Below are 16,627 nucleotides of genomic sequence, written 5' to 3' on the forward strand. Positions count from 1 at the left end.
AGGAGCTGTCCTTAGTACGAGAGGACCGGGATGGACTGACCTATGGTGTACCAGTTGTTTCGCCAGAAGCATAGCTGGGTAGCTAAGTCGGGAAGGGATAAACGCTGAAAGCATCTAAGCGTGAAGCCCACCTCAAGATTAGATTTCCCATAGCGTAAGCTAGTAAGATCCCTTGAAGAACACAAGGTTGATAGGTTAGGGGTGTAAGCATGGTAACATGTTCAGCTGACTAATACTAATAGATCGAGGGCTTGACCAATATATATCAACTAATTCATGTGTAATTTTCAGAGAACATCTGAATTAAAAATATTCCGCGATAGCTCAATGGTGGAGCACTCGGCTGTTAACCGATAGGCTGGAGGTTCGAGTCCTCTTCGCGGAGCCATTTTTATTTTGAAGCATAAGCTTCTTTTTTTTTGCTTTTAAATAAAATTTCGTAGTTTTGAGAATTTAATCTATTTAATAAAATGAAATAAAATTGAATTTATGATAAATATTACTAAATTGTAATATTTATTTTAATCAATTGTAATATAAAATAGAGTATTAGATGATATTATATTATTGGAGATAAATTATGGGGAAGAGGTTATAATGGGGATAAAAATAAAAAAAAGAAATTTAGCTGTTTTTGGTATTATAGGATTAGTAGGAATATTTATTGCTATCGGATCATTGTATAAAAATGATGATAAAAAAGCAATAGCAGGTGAAATATCTAATGACTTAGTTGAAACAAAGGAAGATATAAAGAAAAAAAATGAGATTAGATATTTGCCATTAGAAGAAGATTCATTTGCAGATGACGCTAAAGTGGTTGAGAAAAACATTAGAGAGTTATTGACTGGAAAAAAAACTTTTCCTATTCGAGATGATGGAAAAAAAGTTGCATATTTAACTTTTGATGATGGACCTTCAACGACGATAACACCAGATATTCTAAAAGTTTTAAAGGAAGAAAATATAAAATCAACTTTTTTTGTTTTAGGAAGCAGTTTAGATAAAAATGATAAAAGTAAAGAAATACTTAAAGATATAGTTAAAGATGGACACGCTATTGCAAATCATACATATACACATGATTATAAAAAATTATATCCTAATGGAAAAATAGATGTTGATTATTTTTTTAAAGAAATAGAGAAAACTAATAAATCTATAAAAAATGTAATTGGAGATAGTTTTAACAATAGAGTTATAAGATTTCCGGGAGGATATTGGTCTTGGGATGGAAGAGAAGCTGTTAAAAGAAAATTAGAAGAGAAAAAATATTTTAATATTGATTGGAACACACTAAATGGTGATGCTGAAGGAGCAAAAATATCAGAAAAAAATTTACTAAAAAAGCTTAAAGCAAGTGTAAATGAGCTGGGAGATAATGCAGATAATATAATTGTTTTAATGCATGATACTTATAATAAGGAGACTACGTTAAAATCATTGAAAGAATCTATTAGGTTTTTAAAAGAAAAAGGATTCGAGTTTAGAACAATAAAATAGAAGAATATAGCGTGAAATTTGATTACATATTAGATTTTACGCTTTTTTTATAAATAACTTTTTTATATTAGATTTAGAAATTTTTGTAGATATAATATTAAATTTCAATTATGAATGAATACATAGATGTCTTTGTAGATTAAATTACTTTAAATAGTTTATAATAAACGTAAGTATAAACTTATTTATATAAATATACAAAAATATATCTAAATTAGTATAAATAAATTTTAAATATAAAAGATTAAGATAGAGGTGAGTTTTATGGCTAAAATACTTTTAGTAGAAGATGAAGTTAGTATAAGAGGATTTTTGAAAATAAATTTAATGAGAAATGATTTCGAAGTAATTGAAGCTGGTACAGGAGAAGATGGTATAAAAATGGCATTACAAGATAAGCCAGATGTTGCTGTGTTAGATGTTATGTTACCAGGAATAGATGGATTCCAAGTTTGTAATGAATTAAGAGCTAAGTATCCTGATTTAGGTATAATAATGCTTACTGCAAAAGGACAAGATATGGATAAAATTATGGGACTTGAATATGGAGCTGATGACTATATAGTTAAGCCTTTTAATCCTTTAGAAGTTGTATTAAGAATTAAAGCTATACTTAGAAGAATTGAAAATAAAAATGAGGATAATAGAGATAAATTAATAAATGGTCCTTTTATTATAGATTTATACTCTCAAAAAATAACTAAAAATGGTCAAGAAATTGATTTAACTCCAAAGGAATATTTAATAATGAAAACTTTTATAGAAAATCCTAACAAAGCTTTTTCTAGAGATGAATTATTAAATTCAGTTTGGGGATATAATTATTTTGGAGATCCTAAAATAATAGATGTTAATATAAGAAGATTAAGATCAAAAATAGAAGATGATGCATCAAGTCCTAGTTATATACAAACAGTTTGGGGAATAGGTTATAGGTGGAAAGAATAAGGATGAAAAGTATTAAACATAAATTAATAAGAAATTTTCTAATAGTAATATTTTCAACAATAATAATTTTAGATGGATTGTTAGCTATATTCGTAAAGAAATACTATTATGATAATACTGAAGCTATGTTAATAAATCAAATTGATATAGCATCAAACTTTTATGATAGATACTATTCAACAACATCATTAATATCAAATATTTATGATAATGTTGATGCTTTTTGGAATCAAAGTACTGCTCAAGTTCAAATTTTTGATAAAAGCGGAAAACTTATAATGGATTCTATAGCAGCACATAATAATAAATCAGTTTATGAAGTAGCTGTACAGGATGCTTTAAAAGGTGTAACTAGTAGATGGGTTGGTAATGTTGATTATTGTCCTTATAAGGTAATGGCTGTTACTAAACCACTTATAGCTAATGGCAATATAATAGGAGTTATAAGATTTACTACTTCACTTCAAGATATAGATAAAGGTATTAATTCTATTATTAGCTTCTTTATTATTGTATCTACAGCTGTATTAATAATAGGTATTACATTAAGTTTAGTTATGGCTAAAAAAATTGTAGATCCAATATTAAAATTAGAAGATACAGCTAAAAAAATAGCAAGTGGAGATTTAAATCAAAAAAGTAATGTTGAAAGTGATGATGAAATTGGGCAACTAGCTAATACAATTGATTTTATGGCAGAGGAGATTAAAGAAAGAGAGAAAATGAAGGATGACTTTATATCTTCAGTTTCTCATGAGTTAAGAACTCCACTTACTGCAATAAAAGGATGGGTTATTACTTTAAAAGATGAAAATACAGATAAAGAAACATTAGATCTTGGATTTAGTATTATTGAAAAAGAAACTGATAGATTATCTTCAATGGTTGAAGAATTATTAGATTTCTCTAGATTAACTGGCGGGAAAATTGCTTTAAGAAATACAATTGTTAATTTAAATGATTTTGCAAATCATATAGATGCATATATGAGGCCTAGAGCAAATAGAGAAATGATAATTTTTAACCTTGATAATAAAGTTGGGAACTTAAATATTAATATGGATATAGATAGAATGAAACAAGTTTTAATTAATATTTTAGATAATGCTTTTAAATTTACTGAGCCAAATGGATGTGTAAATTTGATATTTGATCAAGATGATAAAAACGTGTTTATTAAAGTTAAAGATAATGGATGTGGAATACCAGAAGAAGAATTACCAAGGGTAAAGGAGAAATTCTATAAAGGAAGCAATGCTAAATCTAATGCGGGGATTGGGTTATCAATAGCAGATGAAATTGTTAAGCTTCATGGAGGAGAGTGCGAAATAGAAAGTACTTATTTAGAAGGAACTGAAGTAACTATTAAGCTTCCAAAAATAATGGAGGAAATTAGTATATGAGAGGAAAAATAGTTATAATATTAGCTATATTAGCTATTTTTATATTAGCTTTAGCTGGCTGTGAAAGAGTCCCAGGAACAAATATGCTTAAGATAAAACCTCCTGTAAATGATGATCTCTCAATAGCAGGAGAATGGAAAGTTGAAACTTATAAGATTTTAGAAAATAATATGTATCCTAAAGATGATATCAATAAGTTAATAAATAAAAAAATATATATAAGCGATAGTATGGTTAATATTGATAGTCAAATATTTAAAAATGTAAATTATAAATTAAAGGTTGTAGAAGGAAATTATTGCATTTCATATCAATCAAAATATAATGTATCAAATTTAGGAGTAAATAATGTCAATGTAATAACTGCAGCTGATAAGAATAATGTTATATTTGATTTTTTTAGTATAGATAGTACAGAAGGATATGTATATTATAGAGGAATATTGCTTAAAGTTAAGAAAATAGGTGATATTAAAGATCAAGATTTTATAGCAAGTGATGGTGAGGCAAATATAAATAGTCTTTCAGTAAATGAAGATAGTTCTGAAACTGGAGTATTAATGGGTCTTAAAGTTCCTATTAAAACTGATAGCGGAAAAACAGGATATAAATATATGACATTGTGGATAAACTATAAAGATAATAAGGTAAGCATACATGAAGCTCCTTATATTTTATTCCCAAGAATGACAGGAATGTGGACTGTTTTCCCTAGATATACTTATGAAAATGGATTTTATAAACAATTTTTTGATGTAAATCCTTTAAACGGAAAACAGAAGGACAATGTTCCTAAAACTTTAGATGGAAATTATAATTTATATCAAAGTATAAATTATATAGGAAATGATTATATTGGGTTAGAAACATATAGAGGAAATGATTTTAAAGGTGAATATCCTTATTATAAAATGGTACCAATTGATATATTCTCATCAAATAAAGGAGTAGCACTAGAAGATATTTATAATAATCAAATAAATCCTGTATTTGCAGCCGCTTTTCAAAGTGAACTTAATAATTTAAATCCGAATCAAAAGAAACTCGTTGATAATAATGTTAATTATAAGAATTTTACGCTTTTGAGGCAACAAGGTAAATGGATTATACAAGGGAAAATATCACCTGTAAATGATAATTATCCATCATATAATTTTGATACAAATATAAAACCAAATGCAAATTTAGTTAAGTATGATACTTTATATGTACCTTGGAGATTATTAAGAGCAGATATGCCAACTATAGAAGATGCTTATACATCACCAAATGGAAAATTAGCTATAATATTAATAAAAGGGGAACTATTAGTTTATAAAATAAATAATAATAATAAATTAGAAGGAAGCCCTATATTCAGATATGATTTAAATGAAGGAGCTAAAGTAATAATGGCAGAATGGTGTTCAGGTGATTATGTAACTTATTGGAATACATCGTTTGAAGAATACAAAAAGAAAGTAGAGGAGGAGTAATATGTTATCAAAAGAAGTAGTAGGAAAAGTTTTATCAGAATGTATGATAACAGGTGGAGATTTTGCTGAAATATTTGTAGAGGATTCTATCATTAATTCTTTAGGAATATTAGATGGAAAAGTTGAAAATATTATTGGTGGAAGAAGTTATGGAGTAGGAATAAGAATATTTAAGGGGCTAAAGAGTGTATATGCTTATACTAATGATAATTCATTAACTAGTCTTTTAGATACAGCTCATAAAGCAGCAGTAGCATTAGGTGAGCTTAAAGCTAATATGGATATTGTATTAAATGACAAGATAATAGTTCCTAATAAACATATAATAAAATTTTATCCAGAAGCAGTTGATTATAGCAAAAAAATAGATATTATGAAAATTGCTTATAATAAAGCAAAAGATTATAGCACAGATATTACAAAAGTAAGTGTTAGTTATACTGATAAAGACCAAAAGGTTATGATTGCAAATACTGATGGAACATTTGTAGAAGATAGAAGAGTTAGAACAAGACTCGGAATAAATGCTATTGCATCAAAAGATGGAGAAAATCAAACTGGATTTGAAGGACCAGGAAGATGTAAGGGATTCGAAATGTTTGAAGAAGTAGATCCAGAAAGATATGCAGTAGAAGCTTCTAGAACTGCTGTAACAATGCTTCATGCTAAAGAATGTCCAGCTGGAAAAATGACAGTTGCTATTGATAATGGATTTGGTGGAGTTATATTCCATGAGGCTTGTGGACACTCTTTAGAAGCTACATCAGTTGCTAAAGGAAATTCAGAATTTGCAGGCAAATTAGGAGAGCAAATTGCATCAACTAAAGTTACTGCAATAGATGATGGAACAATACCTAATTCATGGGGATCTATTAATATTGATGATGAAGGTACTCCTTCAAATAAAAATATTCTTATTGAAAATGGAATATTAAAAGGATATATGATAGATAAATTAAATGGTAGAAGAATGAATATGGCACCAACAGGGAATTCAAGAAGACAAAGCTATAAATATGCTCCAACTTCAAGAATGACTAATACTTATATTCAAGCAGGAACTGATAAGCCAGAGGATATAATCAAATCTATTGAAAATGGACTTTATGCTAAGAAAATGGGTGGAGGTTCAGTAAATCCAGTAACAGGTGAATTTAACTTTAATGTTGCAGAAGGATATTTAGTTAAAGATGGTGTTATAGGTGATGCTGTTAGAGGAGCTTCACTTATAGGTAAAGGAAGCCAAGTTTTAATGGATATTGATATGGTTGGAACTAATGGGCTTCAAGCTCAAGGAATGTGTGGTTCATCATCAGGAAGTGTTCCTGTAAATGTTGGTCAACCAATGATTAGAGTAAAAGAAATTACAGTAGGTGGAAGATAGGAGGTGCAGTAAATGGAGTTTAAAGAATTTAAAGAAAAACTTTTTAATAGATCAAGAGAAGAAGGATTAGAAGAATTTGAAATATATTTTTCTGATAAAGAAAGTTTAAGTATAAACATTTATAAAGAAGAGGTTGAAAAATATAGTCTAAATAAATCTTTTGGAGTTTCATTTAGAGCAAAAATAAATGAAAAAATGGGTTATTCTTATACAGAGATAATTGATGAGGCATCAATAGATATGCTTATAAATAATGCAAAAGCTGCAGCTCTTTATATAGAAGATGATGATAAACAATTTATTTATGAAGGAGATAAAGAATACTCAAAGGTTGAAAATTATCATCCACAATTAGAAAATATTGAAGCTGATAAGTTAATTGAACTTGGAATTCAAATGGAAAAGGAATGTAAAAAAGAAAGTGATAAAATAGCTAATTTTGGCGGATGTGGAATAGGCTATGTTAATGTTAAGTATGGTTTAATGAATTCAAAAGGATTAGAACTTACTGATAAATCAAATCTTTTAACTGCATATATAGTTCCAATATTAGATATAGATGATGTTAAATATGATGGATTTGGTTATGCTGTAGCAAAATCAGTAGAAGATGTAAATCCTAATAAAATAGCTAAAATGGCCATAAAAGAAGCTATGGATAAAGTTGGAGCTAAAACTATAGAATCTAAAAAATATAAAACTGTAATAAAAAATGAAGCTATGGTTTCACTTCTTCAATCTTTCTGGTCAATATTTGATGGAGATTTAGCTCAAAAAGGTATTTCACTTTTAGGTGGAAAAGAAGGAGAAGTTATTGCCTCAGATAAACTTACTATAATAGATAATCCACTTATGAAAGATGGATTAGCATCAGTAGCTTTTGATGATGAGGGAGTAGCTACATTTAAGAAATCAATAATAGAAAATGGTAAACTAGTAACACTTCTTCATAATTTAAAAACAGCTAATAAAGCTAATAGAAAGTCAACAGGAAGTGGATTTAAAAATTCATATGCATCACCTGTTAGTGTAGGGCCAACAAATTTCTACATTGAAGAAGGGACTACTACTTTTGAACAACTTTTAGAAGAAGTTAAAGATGGGCTTATAGTTACTGAATTTTCAGGGCTTCATTCAGGAGCAAATTCAATAACAGGAGATTTCTCATTAGCAGCTAAAGGATTCTTGATAGTAGATGGAAAGCAAGGAAGACCAGTAGAACAAATAACTGTAGCAGGTAATTTCTTTGAGTTATTAAAGAATATTCAAGTTGTATGTTCAGATATAAAATTCCCAATGACTAGTTTTGGATCACCTTCAATCTATGTTGGAGAAATGTCTGTAGCAGGAGAATAGATTATAGAAATTTTATTTAAATAAAAACTTTAAAAATTATAATATTTTTAAATAATAAAACTCTCATGAAATAATCATGAGAGTTTTTAATTTAAATAACTAGCTATTTAAATTATATATAAATAAATATTTTATTAAAGAATACTTTATTTATGAGTATAATTTGCTCTAATCATTTTATCAGACATTTGAGGACTTTCTTCTATAAGCTTTATTTGTTCAGAAGTTAAGTCTTTTAAATTTCCAACTACTTTTCCATTATTAAGAACAGCATATGATCTATTAGTATTTAATAAATTTCTACCAAGTGCAGTATTTTCGTATTCACTTGAAGGAATTCCAAGAGCATATAGAAGAGTTGGCATTATATCAATTTGTCCACCAACAGTATCAAAAGTTTTTGGAGCAACTTTACTATTTGGCTCATATAAAATTAATGGAACAGTTGGATTTCCTTTATCATCAAACCAAGGTTCTTTAGTTTTTAAAGAATCTATACTGCTTTGATAATATTTATGAACTCCAGTATGGTCACCAACTATAGCAATTATACTATTTTGTAATAAACCAGTTTTTTCAAGATCTGTTAAGAAGTTTCCTATTTGCTCATCAGTATAATGAACACTTTCTAAGTATCCGCCCATTTCAGTTTTATCTAAATCATCAGGTAAATTTAATTTTCTCATATTTTTTGGTAAATCAAATGGACCATGATTAGTTAAAGTTACTGTAAATCCATAGAAAGGTTGTTTAAGTTTTTCTAGCATAGGAACTACTTGTTTAAAGTAAGTTTTATCACTAAGTCCCATTCCAACTAATTCATCAGGATTAAATGAGTGGAAGTCAATAAAGTTTTCAAATCCTAATCCAGGTAATCCTTTTGAATAATTCCAGAAAGAACCTTTATCAGGATGAATAGCTACTGATTCATATCCATTTCTATCAAGTATTCTTGGCATTGAGTTATAATCTCTAACTGGATATCTAAAGAAAGTTGAACCACGTCTTAAAGGTAACATTGATGTATTTACCATTAAGTCAGAGTCAGAGCTTGTACCTTCATTAACTTGTTCATATATATTAGGGAAGTAAAGGCCATGTTTTATTAAATTATCCATTACAGGAGTAATTTCTTTTCCATTTATTTTTTGTCCAATAACAAAACTTTCAAGTGATTCAACTTGAATAACTATTAAATTTTTACCTTTTGCCATTCCGAAATATTCGTTATTTTTTAAATTTTCATTTTTGAATTTATAGTAATCATTTATTTGAGTTTTTTCTTCATTACTAAGCTCATAAGGTTTAGAATCTTTATATACATTTATTGCATCCATTATATGATAACCTATAGGTGAAAAATATTTCACTGTATTTGTTGGGTCATAATTATCGAAAAAATACGCATTTTTTACATTTTTATTTCCCAGGACATAAAGATTGAATGGAACATAAGCAATAAATAAAATTGGAATTATTAAAGTTGCTATGAAAGTTTTAATAGCTCTTTTCTTTCTATTTATGTAAGATTTTCTAGTAAAGAAAACATAAATCGCCATTATTATAAAATCTATAAAGAATAATAAATCATATGGACTAAATAAAGATAAAATAGTCCCAGATAGATTATCTAAATTTGCTGTTTGAGTTAATATTAAAACTGATGGAACTGTTAAAAATCCTCTAAAATAACATAAATCTACTAGTGTTAAAATAGTTAAAATTAAGTCTATAATAAATAGATAAATAACTCGTCCCTTTCCTTTAAAAAGCAATGAAAAGCTTAAAAATATAAGAGTAAAAGCAAAATAGTAACCTAAGCAATAACGTGTATCTGAGAAACCGAGTTTAAAATTTAGTTTATAAGGATCGGAGTTTAAAATAAACCCTTGAAGAAGGATTCCTTTTATTACGATTCCGAATAATGGTATTAAAAATAATATTGATCTAAAGATTTGGTCTTTATTAATATTTTTTAATGAAAAATTTTTAATATCTTTAATCATTTGAAAACTCCTTAATAATATTATCTTTCTAAATTATAGTACATACATTACAGAATATCAATAAATTAGAAATTTAAGAATTTAAACGATTTAGATTTAAAAGATATGTAATTAATTATGAATTAGTGTATAAGTAAAGAAGAAATAATACTTTAAAAATGATATAATATAGTAAAAAAAGAGGTGTATATATGGAAAAAATAAATTGTAAAGGTCTTTTATGTCCAAAACCTGTAATAGAAACAAAAAAATATTTTGATAATATAGAAAAGGGAACAGCTATTGTAATTGTTGATAATGAAATTGCTAATGCGAATATATTAAGATTTGCAGAAGGTGCAGGATATAAAGCATATAGTGAAGAAATTAATGGAGAGTTTAATATAACTATAGAAAAAGGAAATACTTCAGTAAAGAAAGAAGAGGTGGATGGTTTTTCTATAGTAATTACTACAGATAAATTAGGAGAAGGTAATGATGAATTAGGAAAGACATTAATGAAGAGTTATCTTTATGCTTTATCAGAAAGTGATAAGTTTCCAGATGAATTGATATTCTTAAATGGTGGAGTTAAACTTACAACAGAAGGTAGTAATGTTATAGAGAGTATAAATGAAATTAAAAATAAAGGTACAAAAGTTATAAGCTGTGGAGCATGTCTAGATTTTTATGATTTAAAAGATAAACTTCTAGTTGGCGAAATAGGAAATATGTATACAATCGTAGAAATAATGAATAGTAAGAGGGTAATAAAATTATAAGATTACTTTACATTAAGGGAGGAATAATGTATGAAGGAATATGATTTAATTATAGTTGGAGCTGGAATATCAGGTATGAATGCTGCTCTAAAAGCTCTAGAAAGTGGAATTGAGAAAGTTCTTATTTTAGAGAGAGAAGAAAACTATGGTGGTATATTAAATCAATGTATACATTGTGGATTCTCTTTAAATGGTGAAATGATAACAGGACCAGAAGTGGTAGAGAATATAAAAGAGCAATTAGATAAATATAATTATGAAATGAAGCTTAAATCAACTGTTTTAGACGTAGCTAAAAATAAAAAAGTAACATATATAAATGAGCAAGATGGAATATCTATAGTAAAAACAAAGGCACTTATAATAGCTACAGGATGTAGAGAAAGATATACAGGAAGTGTGCTTATACCTACAAGTAAATTTACAGGAGTATTTACTATAGGAAATGCACATAGGATAATAACTATAGATGGAATATTACCTGGAAAAAATCCAGTTATTATAGCAAATAGCAAATGGGCATTAATTTTAGCTAGAAGAGTAGAACTAGAGGGAGGAAATGTTAAAGCATTAATAGTAAATCCAGATAGTGGATATAAAATTTCTGATGAGGATCGACAAATAATAGAAGGTTTTGATATTAACTTGCTAGAAAACTCAAAGCTTATAGAGGTAGCTGGTAGAAAAAGAGTGGATAGTGTTAAAGTAATTGATTTAAAGACTTTTGAAGAAAAAGAATTTGAATGTGATTCTTTATTCTTATCTGTTGGATATTATCCTGAAATAGGAATGTTAGAAAAATTAGATATTGAAATGGATAAAATAAATAAAAGCTTAAAAGTAAATAATTATAGAACTTCAATAGAATGGATTTTTGCATGTGGTAATGTGATTTATGGAGCTAGATGTGTTGAAGTTAAAGAAATTGAGGGAAAATTGGCAGGGACTGAGGCACATAAGTACCTAGAATCCCTTAAAAAAGCTTAATAATTTCATTAAACATAAGAGTGTTACCTAAAGCATTTAAATGAATACCATCTAAAAATATTCCTTTAGATAAGTTTGATTTTGATAATGTATAAAAATCAACTATATCTAGAGGATATTTTTCTTTTAAATCATTTATTTTATCTTTTAAAATAGGTAGATTTTTAACTGTATAATCATAATAAGAAGAAGGAGAAAATAGATTTTCAGCTAAATCTTTTAAAATAATTGGAGGTATACCAATTATTATCTTAGAATTAATTTCTATTAAATCTTTAATCATAAGTTCTAAATTTCCAATAATATAATTAACATCTCTACCAGATAAAAGGTCATTAGTTCCACACATAATAAATGTAGTTTTAGGATTATGTGAAATAACATCTCTATAATATCTAGATAAAATTCCACTTGAAGTATCTCCATTTACTCCTTTATTTAAAATTTTTTTATCAGGAAGTGCTTCAGAAACTTTATAAACAAAAGAATCTTTCTTAGAAATTCCATAACCAAAAGTTAAGCTGTCTCCAATAAAAACTATAGTATCTAAATTCATAAAAATCCTCCTTTAAAATAGATTAGAAAAGCAAGCTCTACAAATTAAAGTTTTCCCACCATTTCCTTTTAAATATTCACCTTCTTTAAGAGATTTATTACAAATTTCACATTGTAATTTTTCTTTAGAAGCTTTAGGTGAATCTTTTTTTTCAGATTTCTTTTTATCTAATGTTTTTAAAGTTTTAGAATTTTTTATAGGTGAATATATTGTTTTTTCAGTTGGATTTTCTTTTTTATTTATTGAATAAGAGATATCATAAGAACTTTCCGCAAATAATTCTAATTCAAATCTTGGATTTTCTTTATCATAATATTCTTCAACAAAAATTTTTTTTATTTGAGCGTCATTAACTATAAGTCCACTTTTCTCAATTCCGTCAAATATACTTTTAGATATATTTATTGTATCAGGGTGTCTTTTTTCACTTTTATAAAAAACCTTTAATATTGCAATTAAACCTTCTTCTAATACTATATTAGGATTTTGTAATCTTGCAACATAAGCTATTTCTTGTTCGTATAAAGCATATCTATCATGGTATTTACCAGTATTGTAAGGAAGAATAGCTCTTCCATCTTTGTTATGTAATTTAAAATTTGATTTTGTTATTGGAGATCCATTAACAATTATTTTTGCATAATCTGACATAATACTACTCCTTATGGGTATAATTAAAATAAAAGTTATTTTAGATTATTTTAACATACATTATTAAAATATACTGAATAACATAGTATATAATTGATAATAGAGTGTATATGAAGTATAATTACAAATAGTGAATTTACTTTTAAGGAAGTTTAAACGAGGTAAAGAGTAATGGATAAAAAAACAATATTATCAATAGAATCAAGTTGTGACGAAACTTCTGCTGCTGTTGTTGTAAATGGTAGAGAAGTATTATCAAATATAATATCAACCCAAATAGAAACTCATAAAAAGTTTGGAGGAGTTGTTCCAGAAGTTGCATCAAGAATGCATACTGAAGTTATTAATGAAGTAGTACAAAAAGCTTTAAAAGAAGCTAATGTTACATTAGAAGATATAGATGCAATTGGAGTTACTTATGGACCAGGGCTAGTAGGAGCATTATTAGTTGGACTTCAATATGCAAAAGGTTTAGCTATGGCAACTAGAAAGCCTTTAATAGGAGTGAATCATATTGAAGGACATATTTCAGCCAATTACATACAACATAAAGATTTAAAACCACCATTTGTTTCATTAGTAGTATCAGGTGGTCATACTTTTATAGTTTATGTTAAAGATTATGGAGTTTATGAAGTAATTGGTCAAACAAGAGATGATGCAGCTGGAGAAGCTTATGACAAAGTTGCAAGAGCTTTAGGTCTTGGATATCCAGGAGGACCAAAGATAGATAAACTTGCAAAAGAAGGGAATCCTCATGCAATAGATTTCCCAAGAGCAAGATTTGCTCATGAAGAAACTTTAGATTTTTCATTTAGTGGAGTTAAATCAGCAGTATTAAATTATTTAAATAAAGCTAAAATGCAAGGTGTTGAAGTTAATAAAGCTAATGTTGCAGCATCTTTCCAAAATGCAGTTGTTAGTGTATTAAAAGATAATGTATTCTTAACTTGTGAGAAAAAAGGTTTAGATAAAATTGCAATAGCAGGTGGAGTAGCATCAAATTCAGCTCTTAGAGAAGCATTAATAAGTGAAGGTGAAGAAAAAGGAATAAAAATTCTTTTCCCATCACCAATTCTTTGTACAGATAATGCAGCAATGATTGGTAGTGCTGCTTATTTTAGATTTATAAAAGGAGAGGAGTCAAGTTTAGATTTAAATGCAAAACCAAATCTAAAATTATAGACTTAAAAGAGATTAATGAGTTTATTAGCAGAATCAAACAGTTTGAAAAAAATTAATATGAGAGAAAAAGTTCCAATGACAGTAAAAATAAAGAGAATTATTTATATAATAATTGCTATATTTGCTATTGGATTTGGAATTCAATTAGTATACAATTTTGTTTCAGGTGAAATGATTAAGACAAAGAATACATATGTAACTATAGATACAAAAAAAGTATATTATCATGCAGCTGGAGCAGGAGATTATACAGTTATTTTTAGTAATCCTATAGGTACTAATATGTATGAATGGAATAAAACTATAGAAAGCCTAGATAAATTAGGAGTTAGGACTTTTGTATATAATAGAAATGGATATGGATTAAGTGATGGAAGTGAAAAAATGACTCCTAAAGAACAAGCAGAGCAATTAGAAAAAGTTTTAAAGAAAGCTGCTATAACAGGAAATTATATATTAGTTGGGGAAGGTTACGGAAGCTTAGTTTTAACTAATTTTGCAAAAGAACATCCTAGTAATGTAAAAGGAGTAGTTTTAATAAATCCAATAAATGAGGCTAATAAATCAGAGTATCATAATTTTAAGAATTTTATGTCTCTTGGAGGAAAAAAAATACAAGCAATAGGAGCTAATTTTACTTTAACTTGGTTATTAGACAAGATTGGGCTTGCGACAAATTATCCAGATTTTGAAAAGAATCTTACTAATGAAAAAGAAAAAGATCAATATGATTGGTTAAAGAATAAAGCTCCATATAGAAAAGCTATATATAATGAATCAAAAAATCTATATGATATGAGTAGTAATAGCGAAACAAAAGGAATGTTTAATAATATTCCATTATATATAATAAGCAATATAAAAGATAATCCTTTGAAAGATTTAGGAAGTAAAGATTATACAACTGAATTTTATACAGATTATTCAGGCCATTCATTTGCAAGTGAAAATCCTAAAGATGTTTCATCAGCTATTACGAGAGTAGTTGATCAAGCAATTAGAATAAATGCAAGAGAAAAAGAAAACAATAAATAAATATAAAAAGTATTAAATTTATATTTTTGGTGAATAATACCTAGTGGAATGCTAGGTATTATTTTTTTTACAAAATGACATAAAAATGACACAAAAATTTAATATAATATTGTATATAATAGGAAATAAAATGGAGGGAGAAATAATAATGGAGAGCAATGAATTTAGAAATGAACATGAAAATATAGAAGAAATAAATGATTTTTCGCCTGACAAAAAGAAAAAACGAGGAAAAGGAAAAATATTTATAGGCGTAATAGTAATAATTTTAATTTCTTTTATATCTGGAATAGTTGGAGGGGGAATAACTTATTATTTCTTAAAGAAGAATAATAATATTACTACGCAAAGTTCGCCAGATTTTAAAACTACATCACCAATGACAATTCAAGAAGTATATAAAAAAGTAGCACCAGCAGTAGTAATAGTTTCAACTAAAAGTGTTGCACTGACAAATGGAATATTCCCAGAAGAAGTAGAAGGAATTGGGTCAGGATTTATAATAAATGAAAATGGTGAAATTTTAACTAACTACCATGTAGTAAAAGGAGCAAAAGAAGTTCATGTAACTTTAAGTACAGGAAAAGAAGTACCTGCTGAAGTTGTAAATTATGATGAAGCACAAGATATAGCTTTATTAAAACTTAAAGAAAAAATTAAAGTTCCAGCAGTTGCAGAGCTTGGAAATTCAGATAATCTTCAACCAGGTCAAACAGTTGTTGCTATAGGAACTCCTCTTTCAAAAGAATTTGCAAGTACAATAACGCAAGGGATAATAAGTGCAGTTGGAAGAACTGTTGATACTAAAACTGGAAAACAAATAAATCTTATTCAAACTGATGCAGCAATAAATCCTGGAAATAGTGGAGGACCACTTGTTAATGCTGAAGGTCAAGTAATAGGAATTAATACATTAAAAGTTAGTGGAGGAGCAGAAGGTTTAGGATTTGCAATTCCAATAAATGAAGTTAAATCAAAACTTGACGTTTTATCAAAACCAGCAATAATGCTTGGAATAGAAATAGTTCCAATAGATAAGAAATTATCTGAAGAAAAAGGATTACCAGAGGGTATATATGTTGCAGGAGTAAATAATTTCTCATCAGCTCAAAAAGGTGGAATGAAACCAGGAGATGTAATTATTTCATTTGATGGAAAAAGAGTAAAAACTGCAGAAGAATTAAATAAAATAAAAGAAACTAAAAATGTTGGAGATAAAGTGCCTGTAGTAGTAGAACGTGATGGTAAAAAGGTAGATTTAACTCTTACAATGGAAAATTAAAATAAAAACTTATTAAAAAATAAATATATTTTTAGTAAGTTAAATTTAAAAATAAAGCTAGTCTTAAGTGATTAGCTTTATTTTTATGCTCTTTT

General features: G+C 27.4%; 14 protein-coding genes, 1 tRNA gene and 1 rRNA gene. 13 read left to right on the forward strand and 3 right to left on the reverse strand.

The annotated features are described in order from the left end of the window. From CLTHE_RS03740 to CLTHE_RS03775, 8 genes are all read left to right on the forward strand, one after another. A 23S ribosomal RNA gene (locus tag CLTHE_RS03740) occupies positions 1-259 on the forward strand; the annotation flags it as partial. Positions 260-313: 54 nt separating this feature from the next. Then, positions 314-388, forward strand: a tRNA-Asn gene (locus CLTHE_RS03745). 209 nt (positions 389-597) lie between these two features. Continuing rightward, positions 598-1,503 carry a polysaccharide deacetylase family protein gene (locus tag CLTHE_RS03750; RefSeq protein ID WP_080022057.1) on the forward strand — a complete coding sequence of 302 codons (906 nt, stop codon included), beginning with the start codon at positions 598-600 and terminating at the stop codon, positions 1,501-1,503. 264 nt (positions 1,504-1,767) lie between these two features. Beyond that, positions 1,768-2,451: a response regulator transcription factor gene (locus CLTHE_RS03755; protein ID WP_002598722.1), complete on the forward strand. Its 684-nt coding sequence runs from the start codon at positions 1,768-1,770 to the stop codon at positions 2,449-2,451. Between the two features lie 2 nt (positions 2,452-2,453). Beyond that, positions 2,454-3,854, forward strand: coding sequence for a sensor histidine kinase (locus CLTHE_RS03760; RefSeq protein WP_002598721.1), 1,401 nt, complete (start codon positions 2,454-2,456; stop codon positions 3,852-3,854). Next, positions 3,851-5,329, forward strand: a complete 1,479-nt coding sequence (locus tag CLTHE_RS03765; RefSeq protein ID WP_080022058.1) for a hypothetical protein — start codon at positions 3,851-3,853, stop codon at positions 5,327-5,329. Before CLTHE_RS03760 ends, CLTHE_RS03765 begins: the two co-directional genes overlap by 4 nt. A 1-nt stretch (position 5,330) precedes the next feature. Next, a complete protein-coding gene (locus CLTHE_RS03770; RefSeq protein WP_080022059.1) occupies positions 5,331-6,713 on the forward strand; it encodes a TldD/PmbA family protein in 1,383 nt (460 codons plus the stop codon). 12 nt (positions 6,714-6,725) lie between these two features. Beyond that, complete coding sequence (locus tag CLTHE_RS03775; protein WP_080022060.1) at positions 6,726-8,069, forward strand: TldD/PmbA family protein; 1,344 nt, start codon at positions 6,726-6,728, stop codon at positions 8,067-8,069. A gap of 146 nt (positions 8,070-8,215) precedes the next feature. Here CLTHE_RS03775 and CLTHE_RS03780 read toward each other — a convergent pair whose 3' ends face one another. Then, positions 8,216-10,075, reverse strand: coding sequence for an LTA synthase family protein (locus tag CLTHE_RS03780; RefSeq protein WP_080022061.1), 1,860 nt, complete (start codon positions 10,073-10,075; stop codon positions 8,216-8,218). 191 nt (positions 10,076-10,266) lie between these two features. Between CLTHE_RS03780 and yedF the strand changes: the two genes are divergently transcribed. Together yedF and CLTHE_RS03790 are read left to right on the forward strand one after the other, a co-directional pair. Then, complete coding sequence (gene yedF, locus CLTHE_RS03785) at positions 10,267-10,836, forward strand: sulfurtransferase-like selenium metabolism protein YedF (RefSeq protein ID WP_080022062.1); 570 nt, start codon at positions 10,267-10,269, stop codon at positions 10,834-10,836. Between the two features lie 30 nt (positions 10,837-10,866). Then, positions 10,867-11,823 (forward strand): NAD(P)/FAD-dependent oxidoreductase, encoded by a 957-nt coding sequence (locus tag CLTHE_RS03790; protein WP_080022063.1) that lies wholly within the window; start codon positions 10,867-10,869, stop codon positions 11,821-11,823. On the opposite strand, the gene CLTHE_RS03795 is transcribed toward CLTHE_RS03790, so the two are convergent. After that, positions 11,810-12,379, reverse strand: a complete 570-nt coding sequence (locus CLTHE_RS03795) for a GDSL-type esterase/lipase family protein (protein ID WP_080022064.1) — start codon at positions 12,377-12,379, stop codon at positions 11,810-11,812. The two genes, CLTHE_RS03790 and CLTHE_RS03795, sit on opposite strands and share 14 nt — an antisense overlap. A 12-nt stretch (positions 12,380-12,391) precedes the next feature. Then, positions 12,392-13,030, reverse strand: coding sequence for a RusA family crossover junction endodeoxyribonuclease (locus tag CLTHE_RS03800; RefSeq protein WP_080022065.1), 639 nt, complete (start codon positions 13,028-13,030; stop codon positions 12,392-12,394). Between the two features lie 171 nt (positions 13,031-13,201). Between CLTHE_RS03800 and tsaD the strand changes: the two genes are divergently transcribed. From tsaD to CLTHE_RS03815, 3 genes are all read left to right on the forward strand, one after another. Next, positions 13,202-14,215: a tRNA (adenosine(37)-N6)-threonylcarbamoyltransferase complex transferase subunit TsaD gene (gene tsaD, locus CLTHE_RS03805; protein ID WP_080022066.1), complete on the forward strand. Its 1,014-nt coding sequence runs from the start codon at positions 13,202-13,204 to the stop codon at positions 14,213-14,215. Between the two features lie 42 nt (positions 14,216-14,257). Continuing rightward, positions 14,258-15,250 carry an alpha/beta fold hydrolase gene (locus CLTHE_RS03810; protein WP_158082653.1) on the forward strand — a complete coding sequence of 331 codons (993 nt, stop codon included), beginning with the start codon at positions 14,258-14,260 and terminating at the stop codon, positions 15,248-15,250. Positions 15,251-15,398: 148 nt separating this feature from the next. Beyond that, entirely contained in the window at positions 15,399-16,532 is a 1,134-nt protein-coding gene (locus tag CLTHE_RS03815) for a S1C family serine protease (RefSeq protein WP_242945614.1), read from the forward strand. The last annotated feature ends 95 nt before the right edge of the window (positions 16,533-16,627 follow it).

The sequence above is a fragment of the Clostridium thermobutyricum DSM 4928 genome (assembly GCF_002050515.1).
Taxonomy (GTDB): Bacteria; Bacillota; Clostridia; order Clostridiales; family Clostridiaceae; genus Clostridium; species Clostridium thermobutyricum.